Below are 20,457 nucleotides of genomic sequence, written 5' to 3'. Positions count from 1 at the left end.
CTCCTGGCTCAAACGGAACAACAGGTACACCCTCGAGCAGATGCGCACCGAGCTGCCCGAATCCATGCGTCTCGATCTCGAATACCGCGACGCCATCACCATCGCCTTCCTCGCGACCTATCTATTGCCCCGATTGCAGGAATTGCTCATCGGATTCGGCTCGGGGAACATCTTTCGCCGGCTCAACCGCGAAGCTCCCATCGGGGCCATACGCCGAAGCGTGGCCGACACCGTCCAGGCACGGGCCATCGGTATGCGTACCTCCGGGCTGGAGGAGTACTTCGCCGACCTTATGCGCGAGGCGGGTGCCCTCGATCCCATCACCGGACTGGAGGCCGTGCATGGCGCCGAACCGCTGCATGCCTACACATCCTCGACATCGGGGGGGCTACTACCTGACGTGGGATGCCTCCTTGGAGTTCTCCCCGGCGTTGAGCGCGCTGCGCATCGAAGGCAACCTCAACCGGTTCGCCAATGTCAGCGCCCTGCTCGAGCGCAACGCCGGGTTCGGCGTGCAACCCATCGAGGACACGGTCACGCGGGCGCAGGCCGCGCAGATCGATCTTGAGTTGCTGCGCAACCCCGCGCTCATCGCCCTGAAGCCCGACGAGCGCCTCACCGGCGATCTTCTGCAGGGGGATGGCAAGGCGGCCGTGCTCCACCTTATCGACGCCGCACGGGCTACGGCGGGCGCCATATCCCGCGACCATCCCGATCCCGCCGGTGCGACCGACGGACCGGCCCACGACGGCCGGGAGGCATCGGGCCCCCAGGCCTCGCGCACCTCCCTCGATGCGCGCGGTGACGGTCCCATGTCGCCGTGGGTGTATCGACAGGCACTGGCGTCGATGCTGTCGGGCCTGAGGTTGCCCTACCGATTCGATGTGGGGTTCCGGGCCAATCTGTCCGGTGGCAATGCGGCCGTCGCTTTCACGACGGCGGGTGTTTCCATGATGCCGACGAGTCGCTATGATCAGGCCACGCGTTCGTGGGTCGATCTCGATGAGCCCGAGCGCGCCAGGATGAGCGCCTCGTACAATCTTCGGGTCGGCCTGATGATGGCGGCCCTGAGCTTTGGCGCCAGCACGGGCATCGAACGGGTCTCGCTGCACATCGATTCCATCGGGCTCGAGGAGGCCGTCGCACAACAGGATTCCGCGATCGCCACGTTGATGGGGCAGGCCGTCGAGGCGTTCGATCGCTTGCGCGACCCCGGCGCCAGCATCGGTTCATCGAAGGCCGATCCGAAGGACGGCGACATCCACGGCGATCCGACCAAGGCGAGGGCCCGTATGGACGACCCCCGATCGGGGCATGGTCCGCGGCAGGGCGATAACGGCGACGGCACGTCGACTTCGGATGGAGCATCGACATCGGATGATGCGACGGTCCACGATGGTTCCGATGGCAGGTCCGTCGACGGCACGTCCGTTGACGGCGAGACTGACGCCAACACCGACGGTAACGCTGACGGGCGAGCCCAGGCCGCCTCTCGTGCGGATCGGGTCGTGTCGGGTGATGACGCCGGCGCATCGGATGCCGGCGCCTCGGACGATAGCGCAACGGTGGATGGTGCATCCGGTGACCATGCGTCAACTGACGGTGCATCCGCCACGCAGTCCTCGATGGATCGTCGCTTCGAGGATCTCATGCGGGGCGTCGACATCCCCGATATCGATGAGATGACCTTCGCCGCGCCCGACGGCGAGAGCAATACCAGGCCTGCCGCCGACGATGCGAGCGATGCGGCGAGCGGCGATGACGGCGCGAATGGCGCTCGCGAGGCCCCCGGTGACGTCGGCCGGGGCGGAGCGGACGGGGACCATGCGAGAGCCAACGATCCCGACGCGAATCAGGACGGGCCGTTGAGCGCCCTGCGCAGCAATCCCACCGTACGCAGCATGGTGACGGTCACCTTCAGCCGTGAGGCGTTCATGCAGCGGCTGCACGCCGACGGACTGGCGCATGTCGTCGACACCTACCGGATGTTCGACGCCGCGATGCACGTCGACGAGCACGGCGGACTCACGCCGACCGACGCCGCATTCAATCTGCGTGATGCGCGGTTCTCCCCGTTGGGCGCCCAGGAGGAGCCGGAGTTCTCCGATACGCGGTTCGACGGGGCCGTGGCCCGGGTGCTCGGTGCGGACCGAGGTTCGGACATGTCGATCCAGCGCGTCGACCTGCTGCAGCGGGCCGTGAGCGATTTTCATATCATCGCCGCCGAACCAGGTACGGCCTCGGCGGACAAGGCCCAGCGTGCCATGGGCATCATCGATGCGATCGGCGACCCGGAACTCACCGAGTTCGCCCCGCAGGTCGGCAGTGCCCTGATCAATGGCGGGGACACCCCCGAGTTCGACTTCCCCCTCGCCGGACGTCTCGATGCCGCGCGGCTCAAGGCGCGCGATCTGCTGTTCTCCGGGCAGCTGGACCAGGCGATCGAACTCATCGAAGCCGCGCTCACGCGGTTCGACCAGCGATTCTCCAATATCCCGGGCGTGCCCCGCTATTTCAACTCGTATGCGGAGCGGGTCATCTACAATCGCCTGTTCGCCACGCCGGGCGAGCAGACGGTGCTGATACCCGACAATCTCTTCTACGCACATATGGAGTTGTCGGACGTGCTTGCGCAGCTCAAAGGCGCCAAGCGCGCCTTGCCCCATCTCAATGCACTGGTCTCGTATGCGCCGGCCTACCCGTTGTCGCATATGAAGCTGGCGGTCCAGCTGGCACGCGAGGAGGATTGGGATTCGGCCCGGGCCGCGTGTCTCAACGCCCTGCGGGTGTCGCTCGATCGTAACGACGCCTCCTACGCCTACTACCGGTTCGCGTATGCCGCGTGGATGCGGGACGAACTGGATGTGGCCGCGGCCGCATACATGATGAGCGATCACATCGCCTCCGGGCAGATCGCCGCGTTGGAGGGCGAGTTGCACGAGCTGGTGGCCCGGGCCCAGTCGCAATGCGTGCGCATCCCCGGCACCATCGAGGAGGCCCAGGCGGTGCTGCGCGAACGCAACCTTCCCGTATGGCCGCACACCGAGGCCGCGGGCATCGTGCGTGACGCCGCGCGCGTGTGCGTGGATCACGGCATGTTCGTGCCGGCGCGCACGCTGTCGGTGGCTGCGGCCCGGATGAACGATTCCGCCGACGGGGGCATCGACATCGTGCAGGCGCAGTTCCTACGTTCGCTCAACACCTGAGACGAGAGGGCGGCTTCCGTCGCCCAGCGGTCGCACTATCCTCGGGTAGGGATGCCGGGTGAACGGCATATGGACGACGGGTATGAGGTGAGATGAGCGGGACGACGGACAGTCAGCGTGCGGACGGCGATCGGGACAACGGCCATCGGCGGGGCGGTACCTCGTCGACGGGCGAACAGCTTGCGTGGGATTTCGCGTCCCGGGGGAACGGCGACGCCATGTCGGATGCCGACGGTGCCATCGACCCCGGTGCCGATCTCGATGCCGCGTTGCGCCACACGACCACCGGGTCCTTGGCGTGGGTCGCGGCGCTGCGCGGCACGGATGCCGACGCGATGCTGCTTGAGACCCTCGATGTCTCCGCGTTGTCGGATGAAGCCGCGGCACGATTGTGGGCCAAGGTGGCCGCGTGGGTCGAAAGCGATCAGATCGCCTATTACGTCAACGATGCGCCCGTCTCCTCCGATGCCGCCTACGACGTGCGCATGCGCTGCCTGCAGGCCCTCGAGCGAGCCTTCCCCGCGTTGCAGTCCCCGCAGTCCCCGACCCGCCGGGTCGGCGGCGTGTTCTCGAACGACTTCGTTTCCGTGCGTCACCCCTCACGCATGCTCAGCCTCGACGACGTGTTCTCCATCGAGGAACTGCGGCAGTGGTACGACGGTGTGAGGCGCGACCTCGACTGGCCTGAGGGCAAGGCGTTGCCGATGACCTGCGAGGTGAAGATCGACGGTCTGGCGCTCAACCTCCTGTACCGCAACGGCGTGCTCGAGCAGGGGCTGACCCGCGGCGACGGCGTCATCGGCGAGGACATCACCATGAATGTGCGCACCATCGCCTCCATCCCGCCCAATCTCGGCGGTACGCGCGAGGACATCCCCGAATTCGTGGAGATCCGCGGCGAGGTGTTCATGCGGTGGGATGATTTCAAAGCACTCAATGCGCGCAACGAGGATGCCGGGCATCCGCCCTTCGCCAATCCCCGCAACGCGGCGGCCGGATCGCTGCGGCAGAAGGATCCGCGCATCACCGCCACCCGACGGCTCAGCTTCTACGCCCACGGCCTGGGCACCCTGCGCTGGCCTGCGGGAGACATGCGCCATGAGCGGGTCGACGACCAGTCCGAGGCCTACGGCAGCTATGAGTCCTGGGGTGTGCCCGTGTCCCCGCACAATCGCAAGGTGACGCGATTCGACGAGATCCTCGCCATGATCGACTACTACGGCCGTCATCGCGGCGATATCGAGCACGCCCTGGACGGCATCGTCGTCAAGATCGACGACTTGGGCCTGCAGCGCTCGCTGGGAGCGACGTCCCGGGCCCCCCGCTGGGCGATCGCCTACAAGTACCCTCCCGAAGAGGTCAACACCGAGCTGCTCGACATCCGCGTGCAGGTGGGTCGCACCGGCCGGATCACCCCCGTGGCGATTCTCAAGCCCATCTATGTGGCCGGTTCCACGGTGTCGCGCACCACGCTGCACAACGCCTCCGAGGTGGAGCGCAAGCAGGTGCTCATCGGCGACACGGTCGTGGTGCGCAAGGCGGGGGACGTGATCCCCGAACTCGTCGGCCCGGTGCTGGCTGGCCGCGCGGGCCGGGAGTCCGAACTGCGTCATTTCGTCATGCCGACCCGCTGCCCCTCCTGCGGAGCCCCGCTGGCCCCGGCCAAGGAGGGGGACAAGGACATCCGGTGCCCCAACATGGAATCATGCCCGGCCCAGCTGACCGAGCGCGTCATCAACCTGGCGGCCCGCAAGGCCTTGGACATCGAGCATCTGGGGGAGCAGAGCGCCGTCGCGCTGACCAACCCCGAGGAGAACCGGCCGTCCTCCGTCGAGACCTACGCTCCCGACCTGCGCGAGATCCACGTCAAGCCGGGGGAGGAGCCCGCGCCGTATGAGCCCGCGCCGGGACTCGCCCTGCCGCCCGAGCAGCGTCCGGTGCTCACCAGCGAGGCGGGGATCTTCGACCTGCGCGTCGACGATTTGCGTGGGGTGCGCGTCTGGCGCGAGGCCCCCATCGTCGAAATCAGCACAGTCACGGACGATCAGGGTCGCACCAAACACCATCGCAGACGACTGGGCGGTTCGGGTCTGTGGCATCAGGTCCCGGCTTTCTTCAACAGCACGGCCTCGGAAGGCCTCGCCCCCCAACCCTCCCGGACGACCGTGGCGATGCTCGAGGAGATCGACAAAGCCAGGCACGCGGATCTGTGGCGTGTGCTGGTGGCCTTGTCCATTCGTCGGTTGGGGCCGCCGACGGCCCGACTGGTGGCCGGGCGATGCGGGTCGCTCGACGCCATCGCCGCGGCGAGCGTCGACGACTTATGCGCCATCGACGGCATCGGCGAGGAGATCGCGCGCTCCGTGGTCGACTGGTTCCGGGAGGCGAAGAATCCCGACGACTGGCGGGGCGCGATATTGCGCTCCTGGAGGGCCGCCGGTGTGGGCTCCCAGATCGTCGAGAACACCGCCAAGCAGACATTGGCGGGGCGCACGGTGGTCGTCACCGGGTCGCTCGAGGGATTCAGCAGGGATTCCGCCAAGGAGGCGATCGTCCGGCACGGCGGCAAGGCCGCCGGATCGGTCAGTCGGCACACGGACTACGTGGTCGTCGGGGCCAACGCGGGTTCGAAGGCCGCCAAGGCCGAGGAACTGGGTATCGACACGCTCGACGAGGCGGGATTCGTCCGGCTCCTCGAGACCGGGGATCCTGGTGAGTCGGGCACGTCGACCGAGAACGCCGATTCGTGACGTCGATCCCGTTGGTCCCTGGGCTCTGGCATGCCGTGTCACGGAGCGCTAGGGTGGTGGGGGTCTGCTTCGGCGCGGAGCCGGGCAGGACGCACGGAAACGCTAGGTGTCGCGCGGTGCGGTGGTGCGAGGGGCAGAGCGTTGCGAGAGCACGGTAGTGCGTGATGCATTCGTGCAGGACACGCAAGGAGGAGGTATGGCGGTGCAGGACGAGTCGCGTCACATCGAGGCGGAGCTGTATGACCGGCTCAGCAAGGTCATCGATCCCGAGCTGGGGCGTTCGATCACCGATCTGGGGATGATCGCCGCCATCACCTCATGCCCCGTGGAGGGGGGCGGTGCCTTCGACGTCACCATCGACGTGGAGCTCACCGTCAAAGGGTGCCCGCTGTCGCAGACGATCACCAACCAGATCAACGGCGCCGTGCGCTCCTATCCCGACGCCGAGTTGCATCCGCATATCGAACTGTCGACCATGAGCAGCGACAAACTCAGCACCCTGGTCGCCGAGCTCAAAGCGGAACGTCGGCAGAACCCGTTCACCAAGCCCGGCACCAAGACCCGCATCTTCGCCATCGCCTCGGGCAAGGGCGGCGTAGGCAAATCGTCGGTCACGGCGAATCTCGCCGCCACGTTCGCGGCCCTGGGCTACGACACCGCCGCCATCGACGCCGACATCTACGGCTTCTCACTGCCTCGGCTCTTCGGCGTGCACACCCAGCCCACGAATCTCAACGGCATGCTCATGCCGGTGACCGCGTGGGGCGTCAAGATGATCTCCATCGGCATGTTCGCCGGTTCCGAGCGGGCCATCCTGTGGAGGGGGCCCCGCCTGCAACGCTCTCTCGAGCAGTTCCTCGCCGACGTGTGGTGGGGCAGTCCTGACGTGCTGCTCCTCGATCTGGCCCCGGGGACCGGCGATATGGCCATATCCGTGGCCCAGGCGTTGCCCAACGCGGAGCTGGTCGTGGTCACCACCCCGCAGCCGAGCGCCTCCGAGGTGGCGGTCCGTTCCGGACTGGTGGCGCTTCAGGTGCCGATGACGGTGCGTGGCGTCGTGGAGAACATGAGCTACTACGACCATGAGGGCGAACGGCTGAGCATCTTCGGCGAGGGTGGTGGCGAACGCGTCAGCGAGCAGCTCACCGATGCTCTGGGCGTGCCGGTGCCGCTCCTGGCCCAGCTGCCCTTGCAGACCGATATCCGGGAGATCGGCGAATCGGGTCGTCCCGCGGTGCTCAACGACCTGGGGGCGCTCGATTCGACGCCGTTGGCCGGGGAATTCAAAGCGCTCGCCGGGCGGCTTCTTCAGCGGTGAACCATGGCGTGCTACCATGACACCAGCAAGCATTCCCGATATGCCAGGGGATGGACGATACTGACGGAGGGAACCGGAGCGTTGCTCAGCCGATAGATGACGGATACAAGATCGTGGATCATGCGGTGCCGTGCACTGCGGGTTCGCCATCTCGGGTGCACCCCACACGGCGCACTGCCGTGACGCACGGGTCGACGATTCGACCAGCGTCACCGCCATCTCGGTTCCATTCCCAGCTGGGGTTCGCATTCCCGTATTCGTCGCCTTATCGATGTCGTCTTGATGTCGTTGTCGTTGCGCAGTTCTCGGTATGCAGTGCGCCGGTCATCACGATCGGAGTCGTTCATTATGCCTTCTACCACACCCATACGTTGCCAAGGATTGGCGTTCACCTATCCCGGCGCGCCGTCGCCGGTGTTCCACGGTCTCGACGCCGTGTTCACGCCAGGTTGGACCGCGGTCCTCGGTGACAACGGCATTGGCAAGAGCACGCTCATGCGCATGCTCACCGGTGAGTTGACGCCACAGAGCGGCGCCATCACACCATCTACTGCGGGTCTCGTCAAGGCCTATTGCCCCCAGCGCATCGACGAACGGCCCGCGACGCTCGACGATTTCGCCCAGGACTGGTCGCCCGAAACCATGGGCATTCGACGTGCCCTGGGCATCGGCGACGACTGGCCGTACCGGTACGGCACCTTGTCCGAAGGGGAGGCGAAGCGCGTGCAGATCGCCTGCGCCCTGGCCCGTCGCCCCGACGTCCTCATCCTCGATGAGCCGACCAACCATGTCGACGAACCGACCAGCCTCGCCATCAGCACGGCGATGAACGCCTTTCGCGGCGTCGGGGTGCTGGTGAGCCACGATCCCGAACTCATCGATGCGTTGTGCCAGAGGTGCGTGTGGTTCCTGCGCCGACATGCCGGTGACGTGAACGAGACGGTCGTGCGCACCTTCGACGGTGGATACACCCAGGCCCGGGAGCAGCTGGCGCACGATGACCGGCGCGATGAGCAGATGCGCGACCGGGCGGTGGGCGAGGCGAATCGTCTGCACGATGTGCTGCGGCGCAGATCCGCCGACGTCCAGCGTGCCGAGGCCATCAAACGGCATGGTTCGGCCATCGATCGTCGGGACCATGATCTGCGTGAGCGCCGCAACACGGCCAAGGCGCTCAGCACCGACGGCGTCGCCTCGAGGGCCTTGGCGCAGGTGCAGCGCCGTGCGGCGCGAGCCGGCGAACTCGCCGCATCGGCCGGTACGGCGGCGAAGCGCTACGCCGGCGACATCTGGTTCGAGGCCCGACCCAGCACGCGTCGCGAACTGATGAGGATCGGACCGGGACTAGTGGACTTCGCCACGGGAGCGTTGATCGGCGATCGCAGCGGGGAGACGACCCATGCCGATGATCGTCCGTTGCCCAGCGCCTGGTCGACCCTGGTGGTCGACGGGGAGCAGACACCCGGCGACACCGGCTCAGCCGCATCCATCCGGGACGAGGGCGGGGCGCCGACCGCATTGAGGATCCCGCTGCTCAGTGTCGGGCCACGCGACCGCATCGGTGTAAGCGGCCCCAACGGGTTGGGCAAAACGACCCTGCTCAGGGCGTTGCTGCGCAACGGCGCGGCCGTGCCGACCCTGGCCATCGCCCAGACGATGCCCGACGGCACCGCCGAACAAGCGATGGGGGAGTTGGGAGGACTGCGACCCCCGTTGCGCGCGCAGGTGCTGGCTTCCTACGCCCAACTCAACGCCGATCCCGATCGACTGTTGGAGGGAGCCAACCCCTCACCGGGTGAACTGCGCAAGCTGATGCTGTGTCTGGGCATCGCGCATCACCCCGAACTCGTCGTCATGGACGAGCCGACCAACCATCTCGATTTGAGTTCCCAGCAGGCCCTGGCACAGGCGCTGCGGGACTTCCCCGGTGCGGTGATTCTCGTGAGCCACAGTGGGTGGTTCCTGGACCGGACCACGACGGTGCGCTGGTCGGTAGGCTGAGGACCATGGTGCCGGCCCTCATGTATCCGTATCTCAGAGGTGACCGAGGTCAAGACGGGTGTCGCACGCGTCGATGACCGTGTGGTCGTGAGTGGCGATAAGAACGGTGGCCCCATGCGTGGCCATGTCTTTGAGAGTGTCGATGACCATGCTTGAGTTCATATCGTCAAGAGCCCCGGTCGGTTCGTCGGCCAAAATGATATCGGCCTTCTTGACGATAAGACGAGCAAGGGCAACGCGCTGCTGTTCACCACCTGAAAGCCGGTAGATGGGGCGTCGTTCGTATCCAGTCAGGCCGACCGCCCCAAGGGCGTTGGCGATGGCTCGTTTCTTTGATTTCGTCAGGTGCCCGGGTCCCAATGCGATGCGCAGGTTGAAGGAGACCGCGGCGTTCTCGATAAGCGCGTAGTTCTGGAAGAGATAACCTAGGCGGGTTCTGCGGTAGCGTTGGCAAGCACTTGGGCGTATGCAGGTAAGGGGTCGACCATCGAGATCAATGGAACCGGAAGTCGGTTGCTCCAGAAGTCCGATACAGTTGAGCAACGTGGTTTTGCCCGATCCCGACGGACCGGTTATCGCATGCAGGTGGCCTGCGTCAAATGACTTACTCACATGGGACCAAATAGTATGGTCCGCAAAGCTTTTGGAAAGATCGGTGAGTGTGATCATGGTGCTGGGGCCTTTCGGGATTATGCCACTTCGGTACTGTGTGCCCTGATAATTCTCTTGGCGCACCACACGACCGCACCCATGAGCATGCCAACGGTTCCGACGGATACCAGCAGTCCGGCGATCGGAATGATGAGACGTAGAATAGCGATGGCAGGACTCGCGGCTACGCCCGCTGAGGTCAGCGATCCCAGAATGGCCCATAGGCTCGCACTCACCCCCATGATGATAAGCGTGGTCAGTACCACGTCAAGAGTGAACAGCCATGTGAACATGGTCAGATACCTCCATCCGTTGATACGCGACGCAAAGATGAACTGCGCCCGACGGCGCGCATACACTACCGCCAAGCCAATGGTCGTGACGAGGGTGGCCGACAGCCCAAAAGGACATTGAGGATGCTGGTCGCCAGAGACAAGTGGGCGGTCGCAAGATTTCCCGCCGCATACTCAGCCGCGGGGCTGATGCCCAGCACGTCCCGCGTCAGTTGCGGCCGTATTGTTGTGTCCGAGATGGCCTGGCGTGTATCCAACGCAAGGATGCTTCCCCATGTTGTGTACCCGTAGTAGTCGCCTGAGGGCAGGAAGGGGGTATCATTGGGCAAAACCACCATGATCGGGTCCTGAATCACCGACTCGGGCTGGTATCCCCCTGGGATCGCGCTGATGTCGGCGGCTGTATATGTGAAGCGCCTCTGCCCTGACGTCGCGGTGATGATATCAAGATGAGGTGTGGCGTTGGGTATGATGTCACTATATTGTCCGCGTGATTTCATATCTCTGTCAATGGCGCGGGTAATGTGGGCCGATTCGTCCATATATGACTGTGGAATCACGATACCCACCCCTGTCCTGTCCTGGGGAGCTCGGATTCTCATGCCCCTGCTATCGGTTACGTTCTGAGCACGCAGATATGCGTCGTTGATGTACAGCACGTCACGGGGCCGTCCATGCACGGTCAGATCCTTGTTGTTGCTCATCCCGGACCTGGGATTCGCAACCGCAATGAGCAGTTTGCCTTGTCTGTTCAAATCCCGTTCCCATGATCCGACCCGGGCAAAGGTCGTCTTCATGTCCACCTGCCCGCCAGCGGAGAACGTTCCTCCACCCAAGGAGATTCGGCTGAGTCGTGTCGCGCCCGACCATAGGTCATAGCGTTGCTGTGCCTTGACCAGTACTACCGCATCGCTGATTGCCAAGGAGGAGACCGCAAATACCATAAACAGCGATAGGATTCTCACCATGTACATGGCCGTCAGTATCCAGCGCGACGACCCTGCTCCTTTCACGGCCTGATGAAGCGGTGAATGCCAGACCACCACAAGGGTGATGATATGAGTCACCAACGCAATCAGAACGCCGATGGCGCTGCTTATCAGCCACAGCAGCAGCCACATGCCCAATTGATGCCAATGGTTATACAAGAAGGAACCTGCGACGCCCAGTACCATGAACGCTCCCAGTGTTTCCATATACCACATGCCACTTGCCGACACATCAAGGATGAACGCTTCCGTGCGTCTTCGACCCTGAAGACGTTGAATCGCATATCCACGGTTGTTCGCCGCCACGCCCACCGCCACAAGCGAGACAAGAAGAATCAGGACCGTGAGTGGTGCGGCCATGAGCGACAAACCAGCGGTACCCAATAGTCCGAGGACCACACTGGGTTCAGTCACGCTCTGGAAATTCGCGGTGATATAGCCGAATGCGTTGAGCATGCGAATCAGACCTCGTGCATCGGCCTCTGAACCACTGATAAAATACTCTCCCGACGCTCTGGTGTCGGCCGATTCGCGTGCAGCATAGATATGGTATGACATTGACGGATTGAAGCCGTTATAGCCAGACTTCAGCCATTGACGTGCGAAGGAATCCCCGGACGATGACACCACATAGAGATGCGCCACCGTCCGAGGATTATCAGCATCGGCCACACGTCGAACCACATCGATCCCGTGCTCGCGACCATATGACATGATGGTCTTGTTCACCCGGACCACCGGTATCTGTCCGGAAGCGTCGCCATCAAGCATTTCCACATGCCAAGATGGGCCGACCGGAGCGTACTGCTTATATGAGAACAGTACGAAGAAACTCAGCAGACCCGAGAACATGCAGACCACTACACAAGAAAGACGAAGGCTCCTATTAAGCACGATATCCGGCCATCCTTTACGACATCACAAGAAGGTAGGGTAAGTAATCATCCACGACTGCTTTTCTCAGAGTAGGCAGGCAACAACGCCTACGACGTTGAGGATATGACAGTGTCGAGTCGCTGTGCAAGGTCCTGCCGTACCCTGTACGACAGGACCTTGCACAGCCTGCCGAATCGGTATGGTGTGGAGCTCGTTGCACCCATGGCGTGGGTTCTTGCCGAGGCGTGCACCGCACTCATGTGTCGTATGCTGTGAGGCAAGGGGTTCATATCTGTGAGGGCGTTTGTTCGATGCTCAGCACAAGGAGGATGGCTTGGATGTGATCGGTGTGGGGGTGTTGGACAATGATCCGCTGGCGCTGCGCATGTTCCGTGCGCTGCTGCATGACCGAGACGGCATCGATCTTCTGTGGCTGGTAAGTAGCCCTGCCGTGGCCGTTCAATCGTGCCTGTCGGCGGCGACCCGTCCGGATGTACTGGTGGCGGACATGGCTCTGGAAGGAATCAGCAGAACAAGCGTGTGCGCGAAGGTGAAGAATCTGGCTCCGTCCGTTCGAGTTATCGGGGTGACGGCCTACCGTACGAGCGTCTACCTGGATGATGCGCGCGAAAGCGGCATGGAGGCGGTTGTCAGCAAGACCCGGTTAAACGATCTTCTGGCCTGCATCCTCGACGAAGGTGCCGTGCATGGCGAGCCCCAACGCGAAAACACCGGGAGCCGACCCGTAGCTGTGGGCAGGCTGACGCTGTCGTCCCGAGAGCTGGAGGTGCTCAGATGTTTTTCGCGGGGACTGAACTCCAACGAGACGATGACTCGTCTCGGTATCGGCAAGAGCACGCTGGCGTCCTACGAGCACAGGGCCACGGCCAAACTCGGTGCACATAACAGGACGGAGGCGGTGGCGTTATGCATGCGCGATCATCTGCTGCCATGAGTAGGCGACCCGGCAACGGCATTTTGCGTGTGGCTCGTTGGCTGCCGGCCGTGTCATGCTTGCCGTTGATGGCGGAGGTCGCTGTCATGTATGCGCGGGGACAGATCAGGTGGCCATCCCTGCTGGCGGCGTTGCTGGTGGTATTGGCATGCCTGGGCATCGTGGCGCGAACCGACTTCGCCTGGTTGGTCGTGTTCCTGTGGCTGGCTCAGCAGGTTCTGCCATTCCCGGAGTCCACCAGCATCGTCCTTCCCCCTGTTGGCGGCGCTGCTGATTATAGGCTGCGGTGGTGCCACCCAAGGGGTGATCGCCGCACTGATCGCCTCGATCGCCTATCTGCCAGCACTGTCCCAGGGCGGTACTGCGGACATGCCCATCGACACGATCCTGATCCTGCTGGGATTCTTCACGCTTGCCACCGGCGCGGGAATCGCGTGGGGCGCGCATCAACGGCGAGCTGAGCGCGAGCAGCGCCGGATCAGCCAGACATACCAGCGCAACGTGTTACGGGTGACCGACCGATTGCACAATTCCGTGGCCAACGACCTCGTCTACCTTGACCGGGTTCTTGCGGGAGGGGACCTGGGTGTCGATGAGATCGAACGGGCCAGGGGAGTGCTCTCATCGGCCTTGGGCAAGGTGCATAAGGCCATTGACGAACTCTCCGTCGGTACGACCGTCAATGCCGACGTTCCGCTGCATTCCAGTCAAGAGGAAGAGTTGCGCCACCTATGCTCCGCGTGGGGCCGCAAGCTTGCAGACGCCGCGTTCACTGGTGTTTCGTTGATGGATGAGGGGATCGATCTGACCTGGATGAGCCGGGAGGCCGTCGAATCCGTCGCCGTCATGGTCGATGAGATCTATGGCAACGTGCTCGAACACGCCGACCCGGACGGTGGGTACTGCGTCAGTCTGGCCGATAATGGCAGCCGGTTTGAGATCTCGGTCGCGGATGCGCCCGTGGGCTTGCCGCGGAACGGGGGCATCGGGGCACGGGCGTCGCGCGATGCCGCCGTCTGGCGGCAGGGTTGCAAGGGAGATTGGGTGTGGGTGGAAACGAACGTCAATGGACTATGACCATCACCATCCCGCACTCCGACGTCCCGGTGGGTCAGTTGCTCGGGAGACTACACGCACCACTCCGGTCATGATAGGCGTCCTTCCGGATCGGTTTCCATAAGCCACCATGGCATCGTAGGCTTGTTGGCAACGGTTGCGCTCTCTGGTGCCGTACCACGTACGGCAAGGACCTGCCATCGCGCATCACGCTCTGCTATCATGACCCGTAGGGGTACACACCGGGTACGTAGTTGCAACGCCCGGACATTCCCCCGACATGTCTAACAACGAAGGGAAGGGTTATGAAGCAAATGACGATAGCAAAAATCTGTTCCTCCAGTATCGTTGTCGGGAATGACATTAATGTTGCGTCATTATAACATATCTTATCGGTCAAAGTTGATTGGAGGGTATATGGCTATTCATATTGGGTCAAACAAGGTTACATCCTGTTTCGCCGCTATGGTGTTGGGAATGGTCATGGCTGCCGGGACCACTGGTGTCGCCTTGGCGGCTGAACAATTTCCAGAGGAAGGCGGCAGCTGGCAGTACGGGGACAACGGTTTTTGTGCTTATTCGAATTATTGGCACGCCTCAAAAACCCATGGTTCTTCGGTAAGTGCTGGAAACAAGACCTCTACTTCAATCTGCACAGCTAGGAATAAATGGTCATATGCCCAGGTCAATATGCCCGGCACAAGCGCTCCTGCCTATCATTATCGTCTGTGCTGAGGTTTTGTCCGTGTTTGTTTGGTTGTGTTACCTCATGGGCGACAGTTTGTGGTTTTGTCCGTGCTGTTGGGATTGATGGGTAGGTGTGGGCAGTGACTCGTTACCTGCGTTGGTGGTGGGTTGTCCTGGTGGCGTTGAGCGCCGTGTTCGCTTCGTATGCTGTGGAGAACGCCGAGACGACGTATCCCCTTGGATCTACGTACGCGGTGTATGCGGACCTCTCCTCGTCGACGCTGTCCAAACAGCAGGTTGTCAAGGATCTGTCGGCGCAGGCATCTCGTACATCCTCGGGCGAGTTTTTGCTGACCAAGGCCAATTCCGAGGATGGCGTCAACGGTTTGGATGTGTACCGTTTCGGCGGTCGTCCTGCTGGGCATTCGGCCATGGTCTGGTTCAAGAACGCCCGGCATGGCCGTGTCCTCCCAGCCAGTGATCTGGGTCTGCTGAATCTTTCCGGTAACTATTCGTTTTATGACGGCGCGTCTGCCCGGGAGTTCGTTCAGACGGTCTCGCGTTTGGGCGGCTCGACCCAGGCCGTCACGCATCGTTCGCCGGGGAGCGTGTTCACCGATGCCTTGGGTGCGAATCGTGGGGCGAGTCTGTTGGCTTTGGCCGTGTTGTTCCTGAACGTCGCGGTCCTGTGGGCCTGGTCCGCCGGCCGGCGTCGGTCGCGGTCCGTTCGTTTCATGTACGGCAGGACGACCGTCTCGTTGCAGGGCGAGGATCTTCTCCTGTTCTGCAAGCTGTCCTTGCCCGCCATCGCTGGAGGAGTGCTTATTGGTGGCTGTATGGCCGCGTATCACCGATTCCATGATGTGGTGTTGTTCTTCACGGTGTTCCTGTCACTGGTCGCCGTGCATGTCGTGTTCAGCCTTATCGTGGCATTCTTCTTCCTGCTGCTGTTCACGCCCTCCGTGGGGCAGCTCGCCGCGCGCGCTGGTAAATCCACCCTGGTGCGGTGGGGCAACGGCGTGTGGAAGTACCTGTGTCTGGTCACCGTGCTGATGGCGTTGCCGTTATCGGTGAGCAGCGCTTCGTTGGCGTCGCAATCCCGTGCGGCGGCCAGTCGATGGGGCAACGCCAACAGCGCCGTGACTTTCTCCGTTCAGGGCAATGGTGACTACCACCGGTATGAGGACCGGTTCAGAAGATTCCTCACGACCGCCGACGGTGATGGGACGCTCGCCCTTTCCTATTCGGTGGCTCCGATGATGATCGATGACACCGGTTCGGACGCCCGCCCGTCGCAGAGCCTGATCGAACGGCAATTGGCGCCCTACGATGACGTCATCGTCACGAACCCCACGTTCCTGGATCTCATGAAGGTGAACCGGCGGCTCATGAAACCCGTGAATGGTACGACGCTGCCGCAAACGGTGCGCCGGGGCTGTCGGATTATCAGCATATGGTTCACTTCGGCATCGGCCTCGGCGTCATACCGGCTCTACGCGTGGAGGGGCGATGCCGTTTTCCCCGCGTTGGATTACACCTCGAATCCGGGCGAGATGTCCAACACCAGGTATCCGCTGATTCTCCTGGTCAATGAACCGGCCCGGTCGATGAATCTCGAAAATTTCCTGATTCCCAGCATGACGACAGGAAACGTGATATTCACCGACCTCGCTCGCACGAGGCCGGCGTTGGATGCCAGTGGCCTGACCCAGGTGGTGCACTCGGCCAGCACGGTGTCCGACGCCGCGCTCTACCGGGCCCAGCTCCTCGAAGGCAATGCGGTCGCGGGCATCATGGCCGCCATCCTCGCCATTCTTGCCGGTATGTTCTGCGCGGTTCAGTCCTCCTGGATCTGGGCGGTCGAGCATAGAAGCTTCATCTTTATCCGGCATACGGATGGAACGGCGTATGCAAGTATGCTTTCGCGGCGTCTGCTGCTGCACACGCTTCTGGAGGCGGGGCTCACCGGCATTGCCTACGTCGCGCTCCACTACGGGCTGCTGCTGCCTGGGCAAGCTCCGGTAGCTGTGGCGGTCGGCATTCTCTTCATCGCCCTGGAATGGGTATCGGCATTCATATCCTGTAGACGCGTATTCAATGGCTCGGTCCACCGGCAGGGCATATAAAAGGAAGCTCATGAACATACAAGTCAACGGCGCCGGCTACACGATCGGCCGCCATCCGCTCTTCGAACACGTGACACTGGAATGCAAGCCAGGAAGAACCTATGCGTTGACGGGTAGTTCGGGTTGTGGCAAGACGACGCTGCTGAACATTCTGGGCATGCTGCTGCGTCCCACTGCGGGCTCCGTCAGTGTGGACGGGCGCGATGCGACCGGGTGGGGGGACGGGCGGCGCCGGGCGTTCTGGAGGGACCAGGCGGCGTTCGTCTACCAGGACTACGGCATCATCCCCGGCGAAAGCGTCCTGTATAACATCACCCTGTCCCGTCGTGGTCGGGGCAGCGGGGTGCGCAGGCTCCCGCAGCGACTGCGTGAGATCATCGGCGACGTGGGGTTGCATGATCTCGTGGGGGAACGGGTGGACGTGCTCTCCGGGGGCGAGAGGCAGCGCGTCGGCATCGCGCGGGCGTTGTGGAAGAACGCGCGGTACATCTTCGCCGATGAGCCGACGGCCTCGTTGGATGCGGACAACCGGCGGCTCGTCACCGACCTGCTGTTCGCCGGCGCGGCGCAGGGGGCGTGCGTGGTCATCGCCACCCATGACGACGCGTTGAGCGGCGGATGCGACGAGATTTTCGACGTGGAGGGGCACAACACCGACCGACGGCGACTGGACCTGGAACAATATCTCGACAGGCTGCAACACCAGTGAACCGGATAAATCGCGCCTGGGTCCGTTGATCGAATCAGCACCACCCCGATCGATGCGTTCACGTCACGGCTTGATCAACGGCGCCTATGCCGTGCAGGCGGGCCATAAGAATCTGATCTGGTACGGGTTGCAATATGAAGTCTACTATAGATTCTGACGCATGGAGTGGGATCAATGAGCGGCGGCGCACTTGCGCAGGGGGATGAACATGGATCGGCGGGAAGCCGGCATCCGGTTCGGCGTGCGCTGATGATCGGGATCGTCGCCTATGTGTGCGTCTGGCTGGGTTGTTTCTGTCTGCTCAGGGAGGCGCAGCAGGGATGGGGGCTGCTGTATTCGGACCACTTGAACGCCATCGAAACAGCGGCCCAGGTCTCAACACTGCCTGCCGATCTCTTTGCCCGCGGCAAGGTGGAACCATGGCCCAAGGGCAAGGTGGTTCCCATGAACAGCACCCCGCCCGACAGCGTCAGTCCATGTATCTGGGATCTCATCTCCTTCCGGCGGCAGGTCATTGACCAAAAGCAGCGAGTGGCTGACGACATCGATGCGCAAACCAGCTACACGGCGCAGACCTTCGCCGGGTTAAAGAAACGCGAAAGCTGAACGCTATCACCAGTGCACAGACATTAAACCAGGCATCCTCAAGCTGCACGAACAGGCATGTAATGAGTATGTGTGTCTGAAGACGATAGCCAGGCTGCACGTGCCTGTATCGAATTGCGAATTCAGGGAGTTCGACGGACTGCCGGCGCTGGTCAGTGAGCGGTGGGACCGGGAATACACCACGAATCAGCACGGTGATACGGAGGTTGTCCGAATCCATCAGGAGGATCTGTGTCAGGCGACCGGGCATCCGACGTCCGAGAAATACCAGTCCGATGGTGGGCCGGGAGCAGCTGAAATCCTTGCGTGCCTGCGAATCAACGGATTGGATTCAACCAGCACCGGTCTGTTCTACATCGCATTGATTCTGAATTTCCTGATGGCAGGTACCGATGCCCATGCCAAGAACTTTGCGATCGAGGAACCGGTCGGCAAACGCCCGCAGCCGATGCCGCCGGTTCTGGTGACGCCGAACTTGTGGAACTGCTCCTGGTACGGTGAACCCTCATGCGCACGTCGCCTGACATGACAGGAAACCCCGCACCAACCGTGTGATTGGTGCGGGGTTTCCTTGTTCCGATGAGGCGATGCCGATCAGATGTTGAAGTACAGCTCGTACTCCAGTGGGGTCGGGGCCAGGCGGGCGAGATCGAGCTCGCCGTGCTTGAGGTCGAGCCAGGTCTCGATGAGATCGTCGGTGAACACGTTGCCGGCGGTCAGGAAGTCGTGGTCCTCTTCGAGGGCGTGCAGCGCCTCGGTGAGTGAACCGGGAACCTGCTTGATGCCGGCGTGCTCCTCGGGGGGCAGCTCATAGAGGTCCTTGTCGACCGGGGCCGGGGGCTCGATGTGGTTGAGCACACCGTCGAGGCCGGCCATCATCTGGGCGGAGAAGGCCAGGAACGGGTTCGAGGACGGATCCGGGGCGCGGAACTCGATGCGCTTGGCCGACGGCGCGGTGCCCGCGAGCGGGATGCGGATGGCGGCCGAACGGTTACGGGCCGAGTAGACCAGGTTGACGGGCGCTTCATAGCCCGGAACCAGGCGGTGGTAGGAGTTCATCGAAGGATTGGTGAACGCCAGGACGGATGCCGCGTGCTTGATCAGACCGCCGACATACCAACGGGCGATGTCGGAGAGTCCGCCGTAGCCGCGCTCGTCGTAGAAGAGCGGCTTGCCGTCCTTCCACAGGGACTGGTGGCAGTGCATGCCGGTGCCGTTGTCGTCCGCGATGGGCTTGGGCATGAAGGTGACGACCTTGCCGGCTTGAGCGGCGGTCTCGTGCACGATGTACTTGTACTTCATGAGATCATCGCCGGCGAACTGCAAGGAGTTGTAGCGGTAGTTGATCTCCTGCTGACCGGCGCCCGCGACCTCGTGGTGCGAACGCTCGAGGCTCAGACCGGCCTTTTGCAGGTTGGCGACCATGTCATCGCGCAGGTCCTGGTTGTGGTCCTGGGGAGCGGTGGGGAAGTAGCCGCCCTTGATGCGGTTCTTGAAGCCGATGTTGGGGGTGCCGTCCTCCTCGTAATCTCTGCCGCTGTTCCACGGGGCTTCGATGGAGTCGACCTCGTAGAAGGAACGCTGCATGGAGTTCTCGAAGCGGACCTTGTCGAAGATGAAGAACTCGGCCTCGGGGGCGAAGGAAGCGGTGTCCGCGACGCCGGTCGACTTCAGATAGGTCTCGGCCTTGCCGGCGACCTGGCGGGGATCGCGGGAATACGGCTCGTCGGTGACGGGATCGACGATCGAGAAGGCCACGTCCATGGTCTTGTGCTTGCGGAACGGATCGATGAACGCGGTGTTGACATCGGGGATCAACTTCATGTCGGACTCATTGATGGCCTGGAACCCCTTGATCGAGGAACCATCGAAGGGCATGCCGTTGGTGAACGCTTCCTTGATGAACTCGGAGGCGGGGACCGTGAAGTGCTGTTGGACACCGATGAGGTCGGTGAAGCGTATGGAGACGTACTCGACACCTTCCTTGTTAATCAGCGCCTCGGCGTCGGCTTTGGTTTGAAGTGCAGTCAATGGACCGCTCCTTTCCTATGAACTTACGGGTTCCAGTCTAGGGGGATGCGTTTCCTCAGCTCGCCTGTTGGGTTACGAACATGTTTCGTAGCGTGTGTTTGGATGCGGATACGACGAATCCCCGCAAGCCGGAAGCCTGCGGGGATTGATGATGGGCGGATATGCGGCCGGTCCGATGAGCCACACCGCATCGTTCGGTGCTC

15 protein-coding genes are annotated in these 20,457 nt (G+C 62.7%); 11 read left to right on the top strand and 4 right to left on the bottom strand.

What is annotated here, in order from left to right; all coding sequences use genetic code 11:
- Positions 1-413 precede the first annotated feature (413 nt).
- The 4 genes from BMON_RS00235 to BMON_RS00220 all read left to right on the top strand — a co-directional run bounded on the left by BMON_RS00235 (position 414) and on the right by BMON_RS00220 (position 9,275).
- A complete protein-coding gene (locus tag BMON_RS00235) occupies positions 414-3,206 on the top strand; it encodes a tetratricopeptide repeat protein (RefSeq protein ID WP_156098602.1) in 2,793 nt (930 codons plus the stop codon).
- A 218-nt stretch (positions 3,207-3,424) separates the two neighbouring features.
- Complete coding sequence (gene ligA / locus BMON_RS00230; protein ID WP_152595736.1) at positions 3,425-5,956, top strand: NAD-dependent DNA ligase LigA; 2,532 nt, start codon at positions 3,425-3,427, stop codon at positions 5,954-5,956.
- Positions 5,957-6,152: 196 nt separating this feature from the next.
- The gene (locus BMON_RS00225; protein WP_033511992.1) at positions 6,153-7,274 is read left to right on the top strand and encodes an Mrp/NBP35 family ATP-binding protein; all 1,122 of its coding nucleotides are present in this window, start codon (positions 6,153-6,155) and stop codon (positions 7,272-7,274) included.
- Positions 7,275-7,622: 348 nt separating this feature from the next.
- Positions 7,623-9,275 (top strand): ATP-binding cassette domain-containing protein, encoded by a 1,653-nt coding sequence (locus tag BMON_RS00220; RefSeq protein ID WP_034881684.1) that lies wholly within the window; start codon positions 7,623-7,625, stop codon positions 9,273-9,275.
- Between the two features lie 33 nt (positions 9,276-9,308).
- On the opposite strand, the gene BMON_RS00215 is transcribed toward BMON_RS00220, so the two are convergent.
- The 3 genes from BMON_RS00215 to BMON_RS00205 all read right to left on the bottom strand — a co-directional run bounded on the left by BMON_RS00215 (position 9,309) and on the right by BMON_RS00205 (position 12,060).
- Positions 9,309-9,944, bottom strand: a complete 636-nt coding sequence (locus BMON_RS00215) for an ATP-binding cassette domain-containing protein (RefSeq protein ID WP_033511994.1) — start codon at positions 9,942-9,944, stop codon at positions 9,309-9,311.
- A 20-nt stretch (positions 9,945-9,964) separates the two neighbouring features.
- Positions 9,965-10,219 carry a hypothetical protein gene (locus BMON_RS00210; RefSeq protein ID WP_033511996.1) on the bottom strand — a complete coding sequence of 85 codons (255 nt, stop codon included), beginning with the start codon at positions 10,217-10,219 and terminating at the stop codon, positions 9,965-9,967.
- A 65-nt stretch (positions 10,220-10,284) separates the two neighbouring features.
- A complete protein-coding gene (locus BMON_RS00205; RefSeq protein ID WP_033511998.1) occupies positions 10,285-12,060 on the bottom strand; it encodes a hypothetical protein in 1,776 nt (591 codons plus the stop codon).
- A 364-nt stretch (positions 12,061-12,424) separates the two neighbouring features.
- Here BMON_RS00205 and BMON_RS00200 point away from each other — a divergent pair, with 364 nt between their 5' ends.
- From BMON_RS00200 to BMON_RS00175, 7 genes are all read left to right on the top strand, one after another.
- Positions 12,425-13,039: a response regulator transcription factor gene (locus BMON_RS00200; RefSeq protein WP_237745276.1), complete on the top strand. Its 615-nt coding sequence runs from the start codon at positions 12,425-12,427 to the stop codon at positions 13,037-13,039.
- 258 nt (positions 13,040-13,297) lie between these two features.
- Positions 13,298-14,116: a hypothetical protein gene (locus tag BMON_RS00195; RefSeq protein ID WP_152595726.1), complete on the top strand. Its 819-nt coding sequence runs from the start codon at positions 13,298-13,300 to the stop codon at positions 14,114-14,116.
- 396 nt (positions 14,117-14,512) lie between these two features.
- Positions 14,513-14,830, top strand: a complete 318-nt coding sequence (locus BMON_RS09365; RefSeq protein ID WP_161786308.1) for a lactococcin 972 family bacteriocin — start codon at positions 14,513-14,515, stop codon at positions 14,828-14,830.
- Between the two features lie 92 nt (positions 14,831-14,922).
- A complete protein-coding gene (locus BMON_RS00190) occupies positions 14,923-16,908 on the top strand; it encodes a hypothetical protein (RefSeq protein WP_156098601.1) in 1,986 nt (661 codons plus the stop codon).
- Between the two features lie 10 nt (positions 16,909-16,918).
- A complete protein-coding gene (locus BMON_RS00185; protein WP_033512005.1) occupies positions 16,919-17,617 on the top strand; it encodes an ABC transporter ATP-binding protein in 699 nt (232 codons plus the stop codon).
- A 174-nt stretch (positions 17,618-17,791) separates the two neighbouring features.
- A complete protein-coding gene (locus BMON_RS00180; protein ID WP_033512007.1) occupies positions 17,792-18,223 on the top strand; it encodes a hypothetical protein in 432 nt (143 codons plus the stop codon).
- Positions 18,224-18,245: 22 nt separating this feature from the next.
- Positions 18,246-18,752 carry a HipA domain-containing protein gene (locus BMON_RS00175; protein ID WP_081882706.1) on the top strand — a complete coding sequence of 169 codons (507 nt, stop codon included), beginning with the start codon at positions 18,246-18,248 and terminating at the stop codon, positions 18,750-18,752.
- Between the two features lie 65 nt (positions 18,753-18,817).
- On the opposite strand, the gene glnA is transcribed toward BMON_RS00175, so the two are convergent.
- A complete protein-coding gene (gene glnA, locus BMON_RS00170; protein ID WP_033512008.1) occupies positions 18,818-20,254 on the bottom strand; it encodes a type I glutamate--ammonia ligase in 1,437 nt (478 codons plus the stop codon).
- Positions 20,255-20,457 lie beyond the last annotated feature (203 nt).

Origin of the sequence: Bifidobacterium mongoliense DSM 21395 (genome assembly GCF_000741285.1) — a bacterium.
Taxonomy (GTDB): Bacteria; Actinomycetota; Actinomycetes; order Actinomycetales; family Bifidobacteriaceae; genus Bifidobacterium; species Bifidobacterium mongoliense.
This window is presented reverse-complemented; position numbering and strand designations above follow the sequence as displayed.

Coding starts and splice junctions, on each gene's coding strand:
- BMON_RS00180 (WP_033512007.1), top strand. CDS start 17,792: ATGAGCGGCGGCGCACTTGCGCAGGGGGATGAACATGGATCGGCGGGA.
- BMON_RS09365 (WP_161786308.1), top strand. CDS start 14,513: ATGGCTATTCATATTGGGTCAAACAAGGTTACATCCTGTTTCGCCGCT.
- BMON_RS00210 (WP_033511996.1), bottom strand. CDS start 10,219: ATGTTCACATGGCTGTTCACTCTTGACGTGGTACTGACCACGCTTATC.
- BMON_RS00225 (WP_033511992.1), top strand. CDS start 6,153: ATGGCGGTGCAGGACGAGTCGCGTCACATCGAGGCGGAGCTGTATGAC.
- BMON_RS00205 (WP_033511998.1), bottom strand. CDS start 12,060: ATGTTCTCGGGTCTGCTGAGTTTCTTCGTACTGTTCTCATATAAGCAG.
- BMON_RS00215 (WP_033511994.1), bottom strand. CDS start 9,944: ATGATCACACTCACCGATCTTTCCAAAAGCTTTGCGGACCATACTATT.
- ligA (WP_152595736.1), top strand. CDS start 3,425: ATGTCGGATGCCGACGGTGCCATCGACCCCGGTGCCGATCTCGATGCC.
- BMON_RS00220 (WP_034881684.1), top strand. CDS start 7,623: ATGCCTTCTACCACACCCATACGTTGCCAAGGATTGGCGTTCACCTAT.
- BMON_RS00185 (WP_033512005.1), top strand. CDS start 16,919: ATGAACATACAAGTCAACGGCGCCGGCTACACGATCGGCCGCCATCCG.